Genomic DNA, 14,890 nt, shown 5'->3' on the forward strand with positions numbered 1-14,890 from the left:
CGAGACGACGCTCCGCCTCTTCGCTTTGCTGTGCGGTGTCTGTTCGAACACCGGCGCATCGCGCGGAACGTTACCGTATCGCGATCAGACAACCACTTCGACGCCCTCACCCGGCGCAGCGCCTGACGCCCGTTCGGACTCCAGAGCGTTCTGAAGGATCACCACAGCGGCAGCCTGGTCGATGACAGACCGGCCCTTCTTGGACTTCACGCCCGAAGCGCGCAGCCCCTGAGTGGCCGTCACTGTGGTCATCCTCTCGTCCAGGAGACGTACAGGAATCGGTGCGACGGCACGGGCGAACACCTGGGCGAACGCACGGACCTTCGCGGCCGCCGGGCCCTCCCCGCCCCCGAGGGAGCGGGGCAGCCCGACGATGACCTCGATCGGCTCGTACTCCTCGACGATCTGGCCGAGCCGCCGGTGGGCGGCCGGGACGTCACGTCCCGGCACGGTCTCCACCGGCGTGGCGAGGATCCCGTCGGGGTCGCACGAGGCGACCCCGATGCGGGCGTCGCCGACATCGATCGCGAGTCGGCGTCCCCGGCGCATCTGCGACATGTCGGGCGTCACGCCGTCTCGGTGACGAGGCGTTCGACAGCGGCGACGGCGTCACCGATGGCGTCCGGGTTCTGCCCGCCGCCCTGGGCGACGTCCGGCTTGCCGCCGCCACCGCCACCGAGGGTCTTGGCGGCGGCGCGGACCAGGTCACCGGCCTTGAGACCGCGCTCGCGGGCCGCCTCGTTGGTGGCGATGACGGTCAGCGGGCGGCCGTTGGCCGTGGTGAACAGGGCCACGACGGCCGGCCGGCCGCCCTGGATGCGTCCACGCACGTCGAGGACGAGCTTGCGCAGGTCGTCGGCCGTGGTGCCGTCCGGCACCTGCCCGGTGACGAGGGCGACGCCACGCACGTCCTTGGCCGACTCCACGAGCCCGGCGGCGGCGGCGAGCACCTTCTCCGCGCGGAACTTCTCGATCTCCTTCTCGGCGTCCTTCAGCTTGCCGAGCATGCCGGAGATCTTCTCGGGGAGCTCCTCGGGGCGTCCCTTGAGCAGTTCCTGGAGCTGGGCGACGACCGTGTGCTCCTTGGCGAGGAAGTTGTACGCGTCCACGCCGACGAGGGCCTCGATGCGGCGCACCCCGGAACCGATGGACGACTCGCCGAGCAGCTTCACCAGGCCCAGCTGGGCGGTGTTGCCGACGTGCGTACCGCCGCACAGCTCCTTGGAGAAGTCGCCGATGGTGACGACGCGGACCCGCTCGCCGTACTTCTCGCCGAACTCGGCGATGGCGCCCTGCTTCTTGGCGTCGTCGATGGACATGACCTCGGCCTGGACGTCGAGCTCCCGGGCGAGGACCTCGTTGATCTTCTGCTCGACGTCGGTCAGGACCGTGCCGGGCACGGCGGCGGGCGAGCCGAAGTCGAAGCGGAAGCGGCCGGGCGAGTTCTCCGAACCGGCCTGGGCGGCCGTCGGGCCCAGGGCGTCGCGCAGCGCCTGGTGGGTGAGGTGCGTGGCGCTGTGGGCGCGGGCGATGGCCCGGCGGCGGGTGTTGTCGATGGCGGCGAAGGCGGAGGCGCCGACCGTCACCTCGCCGACCTGGACCGAGCCCTTGTGGACCGAGACACCCGGAACCGGCTGCTGCACGTCGCGGACGGTGATGACGGCGCCGGTGTCGAGCCTGATCCGGCCCTGGTCGGCGAGCTGGCCGCCGCCCTCGGCGTAGAACGGGGTGCGGTCCAGGACGACCTCGACCTCGTCGCCCTCGGAGGCGGCGGGCGAGGGCACACCGTCGACGAGCAGACCGACGATCTTCGACTCGCCCTCGATGGTGGTGTAGCCGGTGAACTCGGTGACGCCGGAGTTGTCGGCGACCTCGCGGTAGGCGGACAGGTCGGCGTGACCGGTCTTCTTGGCCTTGGCGTCGGCCTTGGCCTTGTCCCGCTGCTCCTGCATCAGACGGCGGAAGCCGTCCTCGTCGACCGCGAGACCCTGCTCGGCGGCCATCTCCAGCGTGAGGTCGATCGGGAAGCCCCAGGTGTCGTGGAGCAGGAACGCCTTGTCGCCGGCCAGGACCTTGCCGCCGGCGGCCTTGGTCTCGGTGACGGCGGTCTCGAGGATGTTCGTGCCGCCCTTGAGGGCCTTGAGGAAGGCGGCCTCCTCCGCGAGGGCGACCGTCTCGATGCGCTTGCGGTCGGTGACCAGCTCCGGGTACTGCTGCCCCATGGTGTCGACGACGACGTCGACCAGCTCACGGACGACCGGGCCGGTGGCGCCCATGAGGCGCATGTTGCGGATGGCGCGGCGCATGATGCGGCGCAGGACGTAGCCGCGGCCCTCGTTGCCGGGGGTGACGCCGTCGCCGATGAGCATCACCGACGTGCGGATGTGGTCGGCGACGACCCGGAGGGAGACGTCGGAGCCATGCTCGGCGCCGTAGCGGACGCCGGTGAGCTCGGTGGCCTTGTCCATGACGACGCGCAGGGTGTCGGTCTCGTACATGTTCTGCACGCCCTGAAGGATCATGGCGAGGCGTTCGAGGCCGAGACCGGTGTCGATGTTCTGCGACGGGAGGTCCCCGAGGATCGGGAAGTCCTCCTTGCCGTCGCCGGCGCCGCGCTCGTACTGCATGAAGACCAGGTTCCAGATCTCCACGTAGCGCTCGTCGTTGACGGCGGGGCCGCCCTCGACACCGAACTCGGGGCCGCGGTCGTAGTTGATCTCGGAGCACGGGCCGCAGGGTCCGGGGACGCCCATGGACCAGAAGTTGTCCTTCTTGCCGAGACGCTGGATGCGCTCGGCCGGGACACCGATCTTCTCGCGCCAGATCTGCTCGGCCTCGTCGTCGTCGAGGTAGACCGTGATCCACAGACGCTCGGGGTCGAGGCCGAAGCCGCCGTCCTCGACGGAGTTCGTGAGCGCCGCCCAGGCGAACTCGATGGCGCCTTCCTTGAAGTAGTCGCCGAACGAGAAGTTGCCGCACATCTGGAAGAACGTGCCGTGGCGGGTGGTCTTGCCGACCTCTTCGATGTCCGGCGTGCGCACGCACTTCTGCACGCTGGTGACGCGCGGGGCGGGCGGCTTGACCTCGCCGAGGAAGTAGGGCTTGAAGGGGACCATGCCCGCGGGGACCAGCAGCAGAGTCGGGTCGTCCGCGATGAGCGACGCCGAAGGCACGACGGTGTGGCCGCGCTCCTCGAAGAAGCTCAGCCAGCGGCGGCGAATTTCAGCCGACTCCATTAGTGGTCCTCATTCCGGTTGTTCGAGTTGTAGGGGAGTGTGCGGGGGGCGACGAGCTCGGGGTCGGCCGGCGCCTCGATGCCGAGTGCCCCGCCCAGTTCGGCCTCGCGCCTGACCATGCCCTCACGCACGTCGAGGGCGAAGTCCTTCAGCTTGTGACCTGCCTCGATCGCCTTGTCCGCGGCCTGCGCCGCGAGGCTTTCGGGGGTCAACTGCCGGATCTTGCGGTTGACCTTGGTGGTGGCCCAGACGCCGGCGGCTGCGCCGGCGGTGAACCAGAACGTACGGCGGAACATCGCTGGATCAGTCCTTCTGTCCGCGGGAGCTTCGGCCGCTCCGCTTCCTGTCACGGGCGGACGGCACGGTACGGCCGACGATCACGGTGCGGCGGGAGGCCCGACGGGCCGGTTCCGGCTCCGCGGCGGTACGGCGGCCGATCGCCTGCCGCACCCCGTAGCCGAACGCGGCGACCTTCACGAGCGGGCCGCCGAACGTCGACGCGACGGTGGTCGAGAGCGCGGAGGCGTTGGAGGTGACCTCCTGGACGTCGCTGGCGATGGCGTCGACCTTGTCGAGCTGGGTCTGCGCCGAGCGCAGCGTCGCGGAGGCGTCGGCGAGCAGCGGGACCGCCTGCTCCGTCACGTCCGCCACCAGCGCGGTGGTCGCCTTGAGCGTCTGGGCCAGCCTCACCAGTACAACGGCGAGGAAGGAAACCAGGATCGCCCAGAAGACAGCCACCAGGATGCCGGCCACCTCTCCACCGGACACAGTGCACCGCTCTCTGCTCGTCGCCCTCGTCGGCCGGGACCTCCCCCGGCCGGTTTCTGCCTGTCGCCGCTCGGCCGGCGCGTCCTGCCACCCCTGCCGATCGTCGTCCCCCGAGCCTATCGCGCCGGGCGTCGCGCGCCGCACCGCATGACAGGGCGTGCGGCGCGGGTCCCGGACGCGGGGCGATTGTACGGAGAGCTTACGTGCCAGTACTCTGCGTGTTTCATGCGACGCCCTCAGCGCCCCTCTCCCACGCCCGACGACCCGGAACCCGTCCCCGTGCGCGGAAATCTCCCGGCGGAGCTGAACGCCTTCGTGGGGCGCGAGGCCGAACTGGCCGAATTCCGGTCGCTCCTGGGCAGGTCCCGGCTCATCACCGTGGCGGGCGTCGCGGGAGTCGGCAAGACCCGCTTCGCCACCCGGATCGCCGCTCTGATGGAGAAACGGTACTGCGATGGCGTCTGGCTGGCCGAGCTGTCGGCCGTCCACGACCCGGATCTCCTCGAACACGCGCTCGTCGACGCGATGGGGCTCACCGACCACACCAGCAGGCCGCCGCGCGCCGTGCTGGTCGAGCACTGCGCGGAGCGCCGGCTCCTGCTCGTGATCGACGGTTTCGAGCACCTCGCCGACGCCTGTGCGGAACTCGTGCGGGAGTTGCTGCGCCGGGCGCCGGGCCTCCAGGTGCTCGCCGCGGGGCGCCGGCCGCTGCGGGTGGACGGTGAACTCACCTTCCCGCTCGCGCCGATGGCCGACGACGACGCCCTGGAACTCTTCACCCGGCGCGCCGCAGCGGTCCGGCCCGGGTTCCGGCTGACCGGCGCCGGCCGGGAGACCGCGCGCGAGCTCTGCCGCCGGCTCGACGGCATCCCGCTGGCCCTGGAACTCGCCGCCGGACGGCTGCGGGCCCTGACGGTGGAACAGGTCCTGCACCGCCTCGACGACCGTTTCCGGCTGCTGACCGGGGGAAGCCCGAGCGCGCTCCCCCGCCACCAGACGCTGCGCACGGCCATCGGCTGGAGCCATGAGCTGTGCGCCCCCGAGCAGCGGCTGCTGTGGGCGCGGCTCTCGGTGTTCGCCGGGCAGTTCGACCTGGAGGCCGTCGAGTACATCTGCAGCGGCCCCGGCCTGCCGGCCGACTCCGTGCTGGACGTGCTGGACGCACTGCTGGCGCAGTCGGTGGTGGTGCGTGAGGACTCCGTCGTCGGCAGCCGCTACCGCCTGCTGGACACCGTGCGCGAGTACGGCGCCGACTGGCTGCGGGCGACCGGGGACGCCGAGCGGCTGCGGCGCAGGCACCGGGACTGGTACCTGGGGCTGGCCACCTGGTGCGAGCTCGACTGGTTCAGCCCCCGGCAGGCGGAGGCGGCGGCCCGGATCGACAGCGAGCTTCCCAATCTCCGCCGGGCGATGGAGTGTTCGATGGAGAGCCCGGAGGAGGTCCATCTCGCGCAGTACCTGGCGGGCACGCTCTGGTTCTACTGGGCGGGGTGCGGGCGCCTCTCCGAGGGCCGCCACTGGCTGGACCACGTGCTGGAGGAGGAGACCCCCTACGACCACTCACGGCTGAAGGCCCTGTGGGTGCTCGGTTACGTGGCCGTACTGCAGGGGGACCCGATCGCCGCGGTGTCGGCCCTGCAGGAGTGCCGCGAGGAGGGCGAACGCTCGGGGGACGCCACGGCGGTGGCCTACGCCGTGCACCGCACGGGCTGCCTGTCGATCGTCACGGACGACCCGGTCCGCGCGGAGGAGCTGCTGCGTGAGGCACTCGGGCGCTACCGGGAGATCGGCGAGCTGAACAGCAACGTGCTGATGGCCCAGGTCGAACTGGGCATGGCCGTGGCGTTCCGCGGTGATCTGGACGGGGCCGCGGCGATCTGCGACGAGGTCCGCGAGATCTGCGAGGACCACGGTGAGCGGTGGACCCTGGCCTACGCCCTGTACGTCCTGGGCTACGCGGCGCTGCAGGCCGGGCGGAGCGTGCGGGCACGCCGGATGCTCGGGGAGTCGCTCTCCATCGCGCACGCCTTTCACGATCTGCTCGGCACGGCCCTGTCGCTGGAGCTGCTGGCCCTCATCACGCTCACCGGGGGCGACGCGGCGGAGGCGGCGGTGCTCCAGGGCGCGGCGGACCGGATCTGGCCCGCGGTGGGCCTGCCGCTGTTCGGCTCGGCGCACTACGGCAGGCCCCGCGCCGAGTGCGAGGAGCGGGCGAGGGCCGAGCTGGGCGACGCACGGTACGACGCGGAGCGGCGCTCCGGCCGCCGGCTGGACGCGAACGCGGTGGTGGCGCGGGCGCTCAGGGCGGGGGCGGACGACGGGGCCCGCCGGGAGGGGACGTCCGGCACCGGGGCTGGCGGCACCGCCCCCGCCGAGGACGGGGCTCCCACGGCCGGGGCAGCCGGGGAAACGCGAAGGCCCGCCGCCTCCCGTACACCAGGGAGGGGCGGGCCCGAGCTCGGTTGAGCGCTACGCCTGGATCAGCGGGCGTAGTACTCGACGACGAGCTGCTCGTCGCAGATGACCGGGATTTCCTTGCGGTTCGGGTCACGGTCCAGGCGGAAGGCCAGGGCCTTCAGGTTCACCTGGAGGTAACGCGGGGTCTCACCGTCGGTGTCGTAACCACCCTCGCGGGCCACCTGGAAGGGGACCTTGGTGCGGCTGCGCTCGCGGACCTGCACGACGTCGTCGGGGCGCACGCGGAAGGACGGCTTGTCGACCTTGCCACCGTTGACCTCGATGTGGCCGTGGACGACCATCTGGCGGGCCTGGTAGATGGTGCGGGCGATGCCCGAACGCAGGACCAGGGCGTCGAGACGGCGCTCGAGCTCGACGACCAGCGCCTCGCCCGTCTTGCCCTCGGCCTTACGGGCGCGGTCGTAGGCACGCGCCATCTGGCGCTCGCTGATGTCGTACTGCGCACGCAGACGCTGCTTCTCGAGCAGACGGACCTTGTAGTCCGAGTTCTGCTTGCGGCCACGGCCGTGCTCGCCCGGCGGGTAGGGGCGGGCTTCGAAGTACTTGACAGCCTTCGGCGTCAGGGCGATGCCGAGGGCACGCGACTTCTTGACCTTGGGACGCGACTGGTTAGGCACGTTCTCCAGACCTCCGTTGTGGGTTAGGTTAGGCTTACCTTACTCAAGGAGATCGCATGTCTCGCCCTGGGAACACCACACACGTCACGGACAGCACAGACAGCGGCAGCACACCTGAAGGTGCTGCTACGACGGAAGGCCGATCTGATCGTGGTCAGCCGCGTCCCAGCGGGCTTGAAAACACTCGGATGCCGTCAGCAGCCGAGCGCACACGAACTCTCGTACAGAGTACCTGCTCCGCGGTGCTGCTCGTACCGGGGCTGTCGGTGATCCACCCGGACCAGCTGATGCCCGACAGCACGAGCATCGGCCCGGAGGGGGATCTGTTCCTCGGTTTCCCCGCGGATTCCCCGGTCGTACGGGCCGCAACGCGTGCCCTGGGGGACGAGCTGACCGCCGTGCTGGAGATCACCGACGTCGCCCCGGTCTCCGTCCCGCACCGGATCCGCGGCCGCGCCCGGGTCGCCGGCTGGCTCACCGCCGTGCCGGGGCTCGCCCGGCCCGGCCGGATGATGCTCCGGCTGGAGCTCGGGGAGGCGTCGGTGGACGACCTCTGGGGTTTCGAGGAGGTGGAACCGGAGGACTTCCGGGACGCCGTCGCCGACCCGCTGGTGGCGCACGAGGCCGAGCTGCTCCAGCATCTTCACGCCGCCCACGGCGAGCAGATGGCCACCCTGTCCGCGCTGCTCGGCGACCGGGCCGAATGCGGCTGCGCGGACCACCGGCTCGACGCCGTACCGGTGGCGCTGGACCGCTTCGGTCTCCGGGTGCGGTTCGTCGAGGACGGGAGCGCCTGCTTCGACGCCCGGTTCGAATTTCCCGAGCCCGTACGCGACGTCACCGAGCTGCGCCGGGCGATGCACACCCTCTTCGAGGCGGCGTCCTGCTGAGCCGGGGCGGTCACGAGGACGCCGGGCCGCCCGGATCGGTACGGCCGAGCCGCTCGCGGACCCGCTCCGCCACGTCGGCGTAGCGCGCCTCCGCGCCGTACCGCGTGGGCTCGTAGTACCGCCTGCCGCGGACGGCGTCCGGTGCGTACTCCTGGGCGGCGATGCCGCCCGGCACGTCGTGCGGGTAGACATAGCCCTGGGCGTGGCCCAGCTTGGCGGCGCCCTTGTAGTGGCCGTCGCGCAGATGGGCGGGGACCGGGCCGGCGAGGCCCCTGCGGACGTCCTCCTGCGCGGCGGAGATCGCCAGCGTCGCCGCGTTCGACTTGGGGGCGAGCGCCAGCGCGATCGTGGCGTGGCTGAGGGTGAGCGCCGCCTCGGGGAAGCCGATCATGGCGACGGCCTGGGCCGCCGCCACGGCCGTCGGCAGCGCCGTCGGATCGGCGAGCCCGATGTCCTCGCTGGCGGAGATCATCAGCCGCCGGGCGATGAAGCGCGGGTCCTCCCCCGCCTCGATCATCCGGGCCAGGTAGTGCAGGGCGGCGTCCACGTCGGACCCGCGGATCGACTTGATCAGGGCGCTCGCCACGTCGTAGTGCTGGTCGCCGTCACGGTCGTACTTCACGGCGGCGCGGTCGACGGTCTCCTCGAGCGTCTCCAGCGAGATCTCGTCCTCGTGCTTGGAGAGTGCCGCTCCCGCGGCGGCCTCCAGCGCGGTCAGCACCCGCCGGGCGTCTCCCCCGGCGATCCGCAGCAGGTGCGCCTCGGCGTCCTCGGGGAGCGCGACCGCTCCGCCCAGTCCTCGCTCGTCGGTCACGGCCCGGCGCAGCAGGGCGCGCAGGTCGTCGTCGCCGAGGGGCTCCAGGGTGAGGAGCAGCGAGCGTGACAGCAGCGGGGAGATGATCGAGAAGTACGGGTTCTCCGTGGTGGCCGCGATGAGCGTGACCCAGCGGTTCTCGACGGCCGGCAGCAGGGAGTCCTGCTGGGCCTTGGAGAAGCGGTGGATCTCGTCGAGGAAGAGGACGGTCTCCTTGCCGAAGCCGCCGGTGGCGCGGCGCGCGCCCTCGATGACGGCCCGGACCTCCTTGACACCCGCGGTGATCGCGGAGAGCTCGACGAAACGCTTGTTGGTCGCCTTGCTGACCACGTACGCCAGGGTCGTCTTCCCCGTGCCGGGCGGACCCCAGAGGATCACGGACGAGGGGCCGGCGGGGCCCCCGCCGCCCTCGCCGACGAGGCGGCGCAGGGGTGAGCCCGGCTTGAGCAGATGCTGCTGGCCGACGACCTCGTCCAGCGTGCGAGGACGCATCCGGACAGCGAGGGGGCTGCTGGACGGGTCCTTCTCCTGGCGGTCTTCGGCTGCTGCGGTAAAGAGGTCGGGCTCCACGTACGGAAGCCTATGTCACCCCACTGACAGGACCCCTGCCGCGTCAGCTGGTCCAGAAGTCCCACCAGCGGGTCAGGATCAGCATGCCGATGATCCCGATCCAGAGCACCGGCGGCACCCAGTGGAACTCGGTGAGCGTGTTCCGGAGCCAGGCGGGGGCGGGCAGGATGCCGTGCTTGATGTTGTGCGTGGTGACGTAGCAGAACATGAAGATCGTGGCGACCCAGGCCAGGCAGCACCACAGGCAGAGCGAGTTGATGTTGTAGAGCGACTGGTACTGCAGCCAGGTGCAGAAGCCGACGCCGAAGAGGGTGCCCGCGTTGAGGCCCAGCCAGTACCAGGCGCGGAAGCGGGCGCCGGCGAGGAGCGCCATGCCGATGCCGATGACCACCGAGTAGGTGGCGATGCCGAGCATCGGGTTGGGGAAGCCGAAGGCGGCCGCCTGCTCGCTCTTCATGATGTTGCCGCAGGCGACGACAGGGTTCAGGCTGCAGCCCGGCGTGAAGCTCGGGTCCTCCAGCAGCTTGAACTTGTCGATCGTGATCACCCAGGCGGCGAGCAGCCCGGCAGCACCGGTGATCACCAGCAGCAGCGCGAGCGCGCGGCTGCCGCCGTAGGTCGTCGCGCCGTCGTCCTCGTCCTGCCGGGAGGAGGGATGATCTACCGCTGCCATCGTCATATCGCCGTTCCATCACTGAGTAGCCAGCCGGGCAGGGTCATTGTGCCGCACCGAGGTCGTGGCCAGCCGTTCGATCGGCATAAATGCGTGCGCCCCGGGGGGCCGGACCCGGGCGGTCCCGCGCAGCCTGACCCACGGTCCGGGCGAGGGAGCGGAAGCGCCGCCGCGCGGATCCTGCGCGGCCGGAGGGGACATGGCGGCCAGGCGCGGGCTCCGCGGCCGGCACCGGGCGGGGTGACACCGGGTGCGGGCGGCGGTCCCGTACCCGAAGTGGCCCGGAGGATGAATCCGCATGCGCGGAGTTGACGGTACGGCTGCCACAGGGCGTCGGCGGCGCATGTCCGGCGCCCCGGACGCGCTGTGCCCGCCCGGTCGGACCGGGCGGGCACAGCGAGGGGACAGGTGTGATCAGGCCAGCTTCGCGCGCACCGTGGCCACGAGCGCGTCGAGCGCGACCGGCTCCTGCTCGCCGGACTCCATGTCCTTGAGCTGGACGGCGCCGTCGGCGAGATCACGCTCACCGGCCACGATCGTGAAGCGTGCGCCGGAGCGGTTCGCGCTCTTCATCGCACCCTTCAGACCGCGGCCGCCGAACGCGAAGTCGGCGGCGACGCCCGCCTTGCGGAGCTCCGTCACGAGGCCGAAGAGCACCCGCCGGGCCTCTTCGCCGAGCGGCACGGCGTACACGCTGGTGGTCGAGGGGATCTCGAGCTCGACGCCCTCCGCCTCCAGCGCCAGCACCGTGCGGTCCACACCCAGGGCCCATCCGACGGACGGCAGGGCCGGGCCGCCGATCATCTCGGACAGGCCGTCGTACCGGCCGCCGCCGCCCACCGCGGACTGGGAACCCAGACCGTCGTGGACGAACTCGAAGGTGGTGCGCGTGTAGTAGTCGAGGCCCCGGACCAGCTTCTCGTCGTCCTCGTACACCACGCCCGCCGCCGTCAGCAGATCGCGGACCTCCTCGTGGTACGCCTTGCAGGCGTCGCAGAGGAAGTCGCGGAGCATCGGGGCCCCGGTCAGCTGCTTCTGTACGTCGGCCCGCTTGTCGTCGAGCACCCGGAGCGGGTTGATCTCGATGCGCCGACGGGTCTCCTCGTCGAGGTCGAGGTCGCGCAGGAACGTCTGGAGTGCCTCGCGGTAGACGGGGCGGCACTCCTTGTCACCCAGCGAGTTCAGCAGGATGCGGAACCGGCTGAGGCCGAGCGACCGGTACGCCTGGTCGGCCAGGATGATCAACTCGGCGTCGAGCGCGGGGTCCTCGGTGCCGATCGCCTCGGCACCGACCTGCGAGAAGTGGCGGTAACGGCCCTTCTGCGGGCGCTCGTAGCGGTAGTACGAGCCGGAGTACCAGAGCTTGACCGGGAGGTTGCCCGCCTTGTGCAGGTTGGCCTCCAGCGCCGCGCGCAGGACGGACGCGGTGCCCTCGGGGCGCAGCGCGAGCTTGTCTCCGCCCTTGGTCTCGAAGGCGTACATCTCCTTGGAGACGATGTCGGTGGACTCACCGACTCCGCGGGCGAAGAGGGCGACGTCCTCGAAGCCGGGCGTCTCGATGTAGCCGTAGCCGGAGTTCTTCAGGGGCTCGGCGAGCGCCGCGCGCACCGCGAGGTAGGTCGCGGAGTCCGGCGGGATCAGGTCGTACGTGCCCTTGGGGGCCTGGAAGGTGCTCACGGTTCTTTTCTCTCGTCACATTCCTCGGCGGGGCGCGGCCAGACCGTTCAGGTACGGGTTGGAGGCGCGCTCGCGGCCGATGGTCGTCTGGGGGCCGTGGCCGGACAGCACCACGGTCGAGTCGTCGAGCGGCAGGCACACACGGGCCAGCGAGTCGAGCAGCTCGGCCTGGTCGCCGCCGGGCAGGTCGGTGCGTCCGACGGAGCCGGCGAAGAGCAGGTCGCCCGAGAAGAGGACCTGCGGGACGTCCGCGGCCTCGGGCATCCTGAACGTCACCGACCCCTTGGTATGCCCGGGCGCGTGCGCGACGCCGAACTCCAGGCCCGCGAGGTTCAGCACGGCGCCGTCGTCCAGCTCGTGGACGTCGTCCGGCTCGCCCACGGTCAGTTCGCCCATCAGCGGCATCCCGATGGACCGGCCGAGCGCCTTCTCCGGGTCGCTCATCATGTAGCGGTCCTCGGGGTGGATCCAGGCGGGGACGTCATGGGCACCGCAGACGGGGACGACCGAGGCGACGTGGTCGATGTGGCCGTGGGTGAGGACGACGGCGACGGGCTTGAGCCGATGCTTCTTCAGCGTGTCCTCGACGCCCTGGGCGGCCTGGTGGCCCGGGTCGATGATCACGCACTCCTCACCGGCGGCGGGGGCGACCAGGTAGCAATTGGTCCCCCAGGCCCCGGCGGGGAACCCGGCAATCAGCACGTTCGTCCTTAGTGTTCGTCCGACGAGGAGGGCCGCGGAGGGGAAATGCGGCAGATCAGAGCCTACCGGCGCTCCTCATTCCACAGCTAACCCATATACCGTACGGGCATTCCAGGTCCGATCACACGACGTACAAGGAGACCATCCGGTGGTCAGCAGCGATCAGCGGCGGCGGCAGCTCGCCCGGGAGAAGTTCGAGCGGCAGCAGCAGCGCCGGGAGGAAGCGCGCCGGAGGACCAGGCGTCTCACGGTGATCATCGCCTCGTCGGTGGCCGTGGTGGCGGTCATCGGCGCGGGCGCCTACGTCTCCCTCGGCGACGACGACTCGAAGAGCTCGGCGGACGCGGCCGCGAGCGCCGACCCGTCGGCGTCGGCGTCGCCGTCCCCCACGGAGGCCGAGAGCAAGGCTCCCGAGCCCGCGATGAAGATCGACAAGAAGGCGACGTACTCGATGTCGCTCAAGACGAGCCAGGGCGACATCGGCATCGCGATGGACGCGGCGAAGACCCCGCACACCACGAATTCGTTCAAGGCCCTCGCGGACAAGGGGTACTTCGACGACACGAAGTGTCACCGCCTGACCACGGAGGGCATCTTCGTCCTGCAGTGCGGGGACCCGAAGGGCGACGGCACCGGTGGTCCCGGCTACACGATCCCGGACGAGAACCTGACGGCGCTCGGCAAGGCGGGCACCGACGGCTCGGTGACGTACCCGGCGGGCACCGTCGCGATGGCGAACACCGGCCAGCCGAGCACCGGCGGCAGCCAGTTCTTCCTGGTCTACAAGGACACCAAACTGCCGCCCAGCTACACGCCGTTCGGCACCATGGACGATGCCGGCCTGAAGGCGGTCAAGAAGGTCGCCGAGGCGGGCGTCACCGGTGGCGCGGGCGACGGCGCCCCGAAGAAGACCGTCACGGTCGAGAAGGCGACGGTCGACAAGGCCTGACCGTGCGCGAGGCCGCCCGGCGCGGGGTCACGGACCGCACCGGAGAATTTCAGCCGCGCTGAGTGCGGACAGCCGGGCGGCCGGTCGCCTAGATTGGCGTTGTGCAGGGCGGGCGCTGCCCGCCCCAGGAAACTGTGGACGATGCACAGGGGGCGACAATCCCCGTCGATGCATCAGGTGGAGGAGGCGCTGTGAGCAGCGACCCGTGGGGCCGTGTCGACGAGACGGGCACCGTGTACGTGCGTACAGCCGAGGGCGAGCAGGTCGTCGGATCGTGGCAGGCCGGTTCCCCCGAGGAGGCTCTGGCCTATTTCGAGCGCAAGTACGAAGGTCTGGTGGTCGAGATCGGCCTCCTCGAGCGGCGGGTGAAGACCACCGACCTCTCGGCCAAGGACGCCACGGCGGCGATCGACCACCTGCGCCAGCAGGTCGACGAGCACCACGCCGTGGGTGACCTCGCCGCGCTCGGCAAGCGGCTGGACACCCTCGTCGCGACGGTCGACTCCCGCCGCGAGGAGCGCAAGGTCCAGAAGGCGAAGCAGACCGACGAGGCCCGTGAGGCCAAGGAGGCGCTCGTCGTCGAGGCCGAGGAGCTGGCTCAGAGCGAGCAGTGGCGGTCGGCCGGTGAGCGCCTGCGTGCGCTGGTCGACACGTGGAAGGGGCTGCCTCGTCTGGACCGCAAGTCCGACGACGAGCTGTGGCACCGCTTCTCGCACGCCCGCTCCGCCTTCTCCAAGCGCCGCAAGGCGCACTTCGCCGCGCTGGACGCCCAGCGCGAGGAGGCCCGCAAGGTCAAGGAACGGCTCGTCGCCGAGGCCGAGTCGCTCTCCGGCTCGACCGACTGGGGTACGACGGCCGCGCGTTACCGCGACCTGATGACCGAGTGGAAGGCCGCGGGCCGCGCCCAGCGCGAGTCCGAGGACGAGCTGTGGAACCGCTTCCGCGGCGCCCAGGACGTCTTCTTCGCGGCGCGCAGCGGCGTCTTCGCCGAGCGGGACGCCGAGCAGGGCGAGAACCTCAAGCTCAAGGAGGAGCTCGCCACCGAGGCCGAGAAGCTGGTCCCGGTGACGGACCTGAAGGCGGCCAGGGCCGCCTTCAGGTCCATCAACGAGCGCTGGGAGGCCATCGGCCACGTCCCGCGTGACGCCCGTCCGAAGGTCGAGGGCAGGGTGCACGCCGTGGAGCGGGCCCTCCAGGAGGCCGAGGAGTCCGAGTGGCGCCGGACCAACCCGGAGGCGCGGGCACGCGCCGCTGGGCTGACCGGGCAGCTCCAGGGAGCCGTCGACAAGCTGCGCACGCAGATCGACGCGGCTCGCGCCTCGGGCAACAACGCCCGGGCGGACAAGCTCTCCCGCGAGCTGGAGGGCCGGCAGGCGCTGCTGGACCAGGCGCTGAAGGGCCTGGAGGAGTTCGGCGGCTGAGCCGGGGCGACCGCGTCCGGAACGAGAGGGGCTCCCGTACGCCTGGCGTACGGGAGCCCCTCTCGTGCGTGGACGGCAGCGAAGAGCCGTGGACG

The 14,890-nt window shown here is 71.1% G+C and carries 13 protein-coding genes; 4 read left to right on the top strand and 9 right to left on the bottom strand.

Annotated elements, in window-relative coordinates; genetic code table 11:
* Nucleotides 1-84: 84 nt before the first annotated feature.
* The 4 genes from ruvX to OG488_RS06325 are packed head-to-tail and all read right to left on the bottom strand — an operon-like array spanning nucleotide 85 to nucleotide 3,989.
* Nucleotides 85-558, bottom strand: a complete 474-nt coding sequence (ruvX, locus tag OG488_RS06310) for a Holliday junction resolvase RuvX (RefSeq protein WP_405698147.1) — start codon at nucleotides 556-558, stop codon at nucleotides 85-87.
* Between the two features lie 8 nt (nucleotides 559-566).
* Entirely contained in the window at nucleotides 567-3,236 is a 2,670-nt protein-coding gene (gene alaS / locus OG488_RS06315) for an alanine--tRNA ligase (RefSeq protein ID WP_329226704.1), read from the bottom strand.
* On the bottom strand, nucleotides 3,236-3,532 hold the full coding sequence (locus OG488_RS06320) for a DUF6167 family protein (RefSeq protein ID WP_329226706.1): 297 nt from the start codon (nucleotides 3,530-3,532) through the stop codon (nucleotides 3,236-3,238). Before OG488_RS06320 ends, alaS begins: the two co-directional genes overlap by 1 nt.
* Before the next feature lie 7 nt (nucleotides 3,533-3,539).
* Entirely contained in the window at nucleotides 3,540-3,989 is a 450-nt protein-coding gene (locus tag OG488_RS06325) for a DUF948 domain-containing protein (protein ID WP_329226707.1), read from the bottom strand.
* Nucleotides 3,990-4,229: 240 nt separating this feature from the next.
* Between OG488_RS06325 and OG488_RS06330 the strand changes: the two genes are divergently transcribed.
* Entirely contained in the window at nucleotides 4,230-6,470 is a 2,241-nt protein-coding gene (locus OG488_RS06330) for an ATP-binding protein (RefSeq protein ID WP_329226710.1), read from the top strand.
* A 14-nt stretch (nucleotides 6,471-6,484) separates the two neighbouring features.
* On the opposite strand, the gene rpsD is transcribed toward OG488_RS06330, so the two are convergent.
* A complete protein-coding gene (gene rpsD / locus OG488_RS06335; protein WP_031097728.1) occupies nucleotides 6,485-7,099 on the bottom strand; it encodes a 30S ribosomal protein S4 in 615 nt (204 codons plus the stop codon).
* A gap of 188 nt (nucleotides 7,100-7,287) precedes the next feature.
* Here rpsD and OG488_RS06340 point away from each other — a divergent pair, with 188 nt between their 5' ends.
* Nucleotides 7,288-7,989, top strand: coding sequence for a DUF2470 domain-containing protein (locus OG488_RS06340; protein ID WP_329226712.1), 702 nt, complete (start codon nucleotides 7,288-7,290; stop codon nucleotides 7,987-7,989).
* Between the two features lie 10 nt (nucleotides 7,990-7,999).
* Here OG488_RS06340 and OG488_RS06345 read toward each other — a convergent pair whose 3' ends face one another.
* The 4 genes from OG488_RS06345 to OG488_RS06360 all read right to left on the bottom strand — a co-directional run bounded on the left by OG488_RS06345 (nucleotide 8,000) and on the right by OG488_RS06360 (nucleotide 12,425).
* A complete protein-coding gene (locus OG488_RS06345; protein ID WP_329226713.1) occupies nucleotides 8,000-9,373 on the bottom strand; it encodes a replication-associated recombination protein A in 1,374 nt (457 codons plus the stop codon).
* A gap of 43 nt (nucleotides 9,374-9,416) precedes the next feature.
* Nucleotides 9,417-10,052, bottom strand: a complete 636-nt coding sequence (locus tag OG488_RS06350) for a vitamin K epoxide reductase family protein (RefSeq protein WP_329226715.1) — start codon at nucleotides 10,050-10,052, stop codon at nucleotides 9,417-9,419.
* 408 nt (nucleotides 10,053-10,460) lie between these two features.
* On the bottom strand, nucleotides 10,461-11,723 hold the full coding sequence (gene hisS / locus OG488_RS06355; RefSeq protein ID WP_329226717.1) for a histidine--tRNA ligase: 1,263 nt from the start codon (nucleotides 11,721-11,723) through the stop codon (nucleotides 10,461-10,463).
* Nucleotides 11,724-11,738: 15 nt separating this feature from the next.
* Complete coding sequence (locus OG488_RS06360; protein ID WP_329226719.1) at nucleotides 11,739-12,425, bottom strand: MBL fold metallo-hydrolase; 687 nt, start codon at nucleotides 12,423-12,425, stop codon at nucleotides 11,739-11,741.
* A gap of 148 nt (nucleotides 12,426-12,573) precedes the next feature.
* Between OG488_RS06360 and OG488_RS06365 the strand changes: the two genes are divergently transcribed.
* Nucleotides 12,574-13,374, top strand: coding sequence for a peptidylprolyl isomerase (locus OG488_RS06365; protein ID WP_329226722.1), 801 nt, complete (start codon nucleotides 12,574-12,576; stop codon nucleotides 13,372-13,374).
* A gap of 191 nt (nucleotides 13,375-13,565) precedes the next feature.
* Nucleotides 13,566-14,795 carry a DUF349 domain-containing protein gene (locus OG488_RS06370; RefSeq protein WP_329226724.1) on the top strand — a complete coding sequence of 410 codons (1,230 nt, stop codon included), beginning with the start codon at nucleotides 13,566-13,568 and terminating at the stop codon, nucleotides 14,793-14,795.
* Nucleotides 14,796-14,890 lie beyond the last annotated feature (95 nt).

The sequence above is a fragment of the Streptomyces sp. NBC_01460 genome (assembly GCF_036227405.1).
In the GTDB taxonomy this organism is placed as follows: Bacteria; Actinomycetota; Actinomycetes; order Streptomycetales; family Streptomycetaceae; genus Streptomyces.

Excerpts from the sequence above, each read along its gene's own strand:
- ruvX (WP_405698147.1), bottom strand. The coding sequence starts at position 558 with ATGTCGCAGATGCGCCGGGGACGCCGACTCGCGATCGATGTCGGCGAC.
- alaS (WP_329226704.1), bottom strand. The coding sequence starts at position 3,236 with ATGGAGTCGGCTGAAATTCGCCGCCGCTGGCTGAGCTTCTTCGAGGAG.
- OG488_RS06320 (WP_329226706.1), bottom strand. The coding sequence starts at position 3,532 with ATGTTCCGCCGTACGTTCTGGTTCACCGCCGGCGCAGCCGCCGGCGTC.
- OG488_RS06330 (WP_329226710.1), top strand. The coding sequence starts at position 4,230 with ATGCGACGCCCTCAGCGCCCCTCTCCCACGCCCGACGACCCGGAACCC.
- OG488_RS06340 (WP_329226712.1), top strand. The coding sequence starts at position 7,288 with ATGCCGTCAGCAGCCGAGCGCACACGAACTCTCGTACAGAGTACCTGC.
- OG488_RS06350 (WP_329226715.1), bottom strand. The coding sequence starts at position 10,052 with ATGACGATGGCAGCGGTAGATCATCCCTCCTCCCGGCAGGACGAGGAC.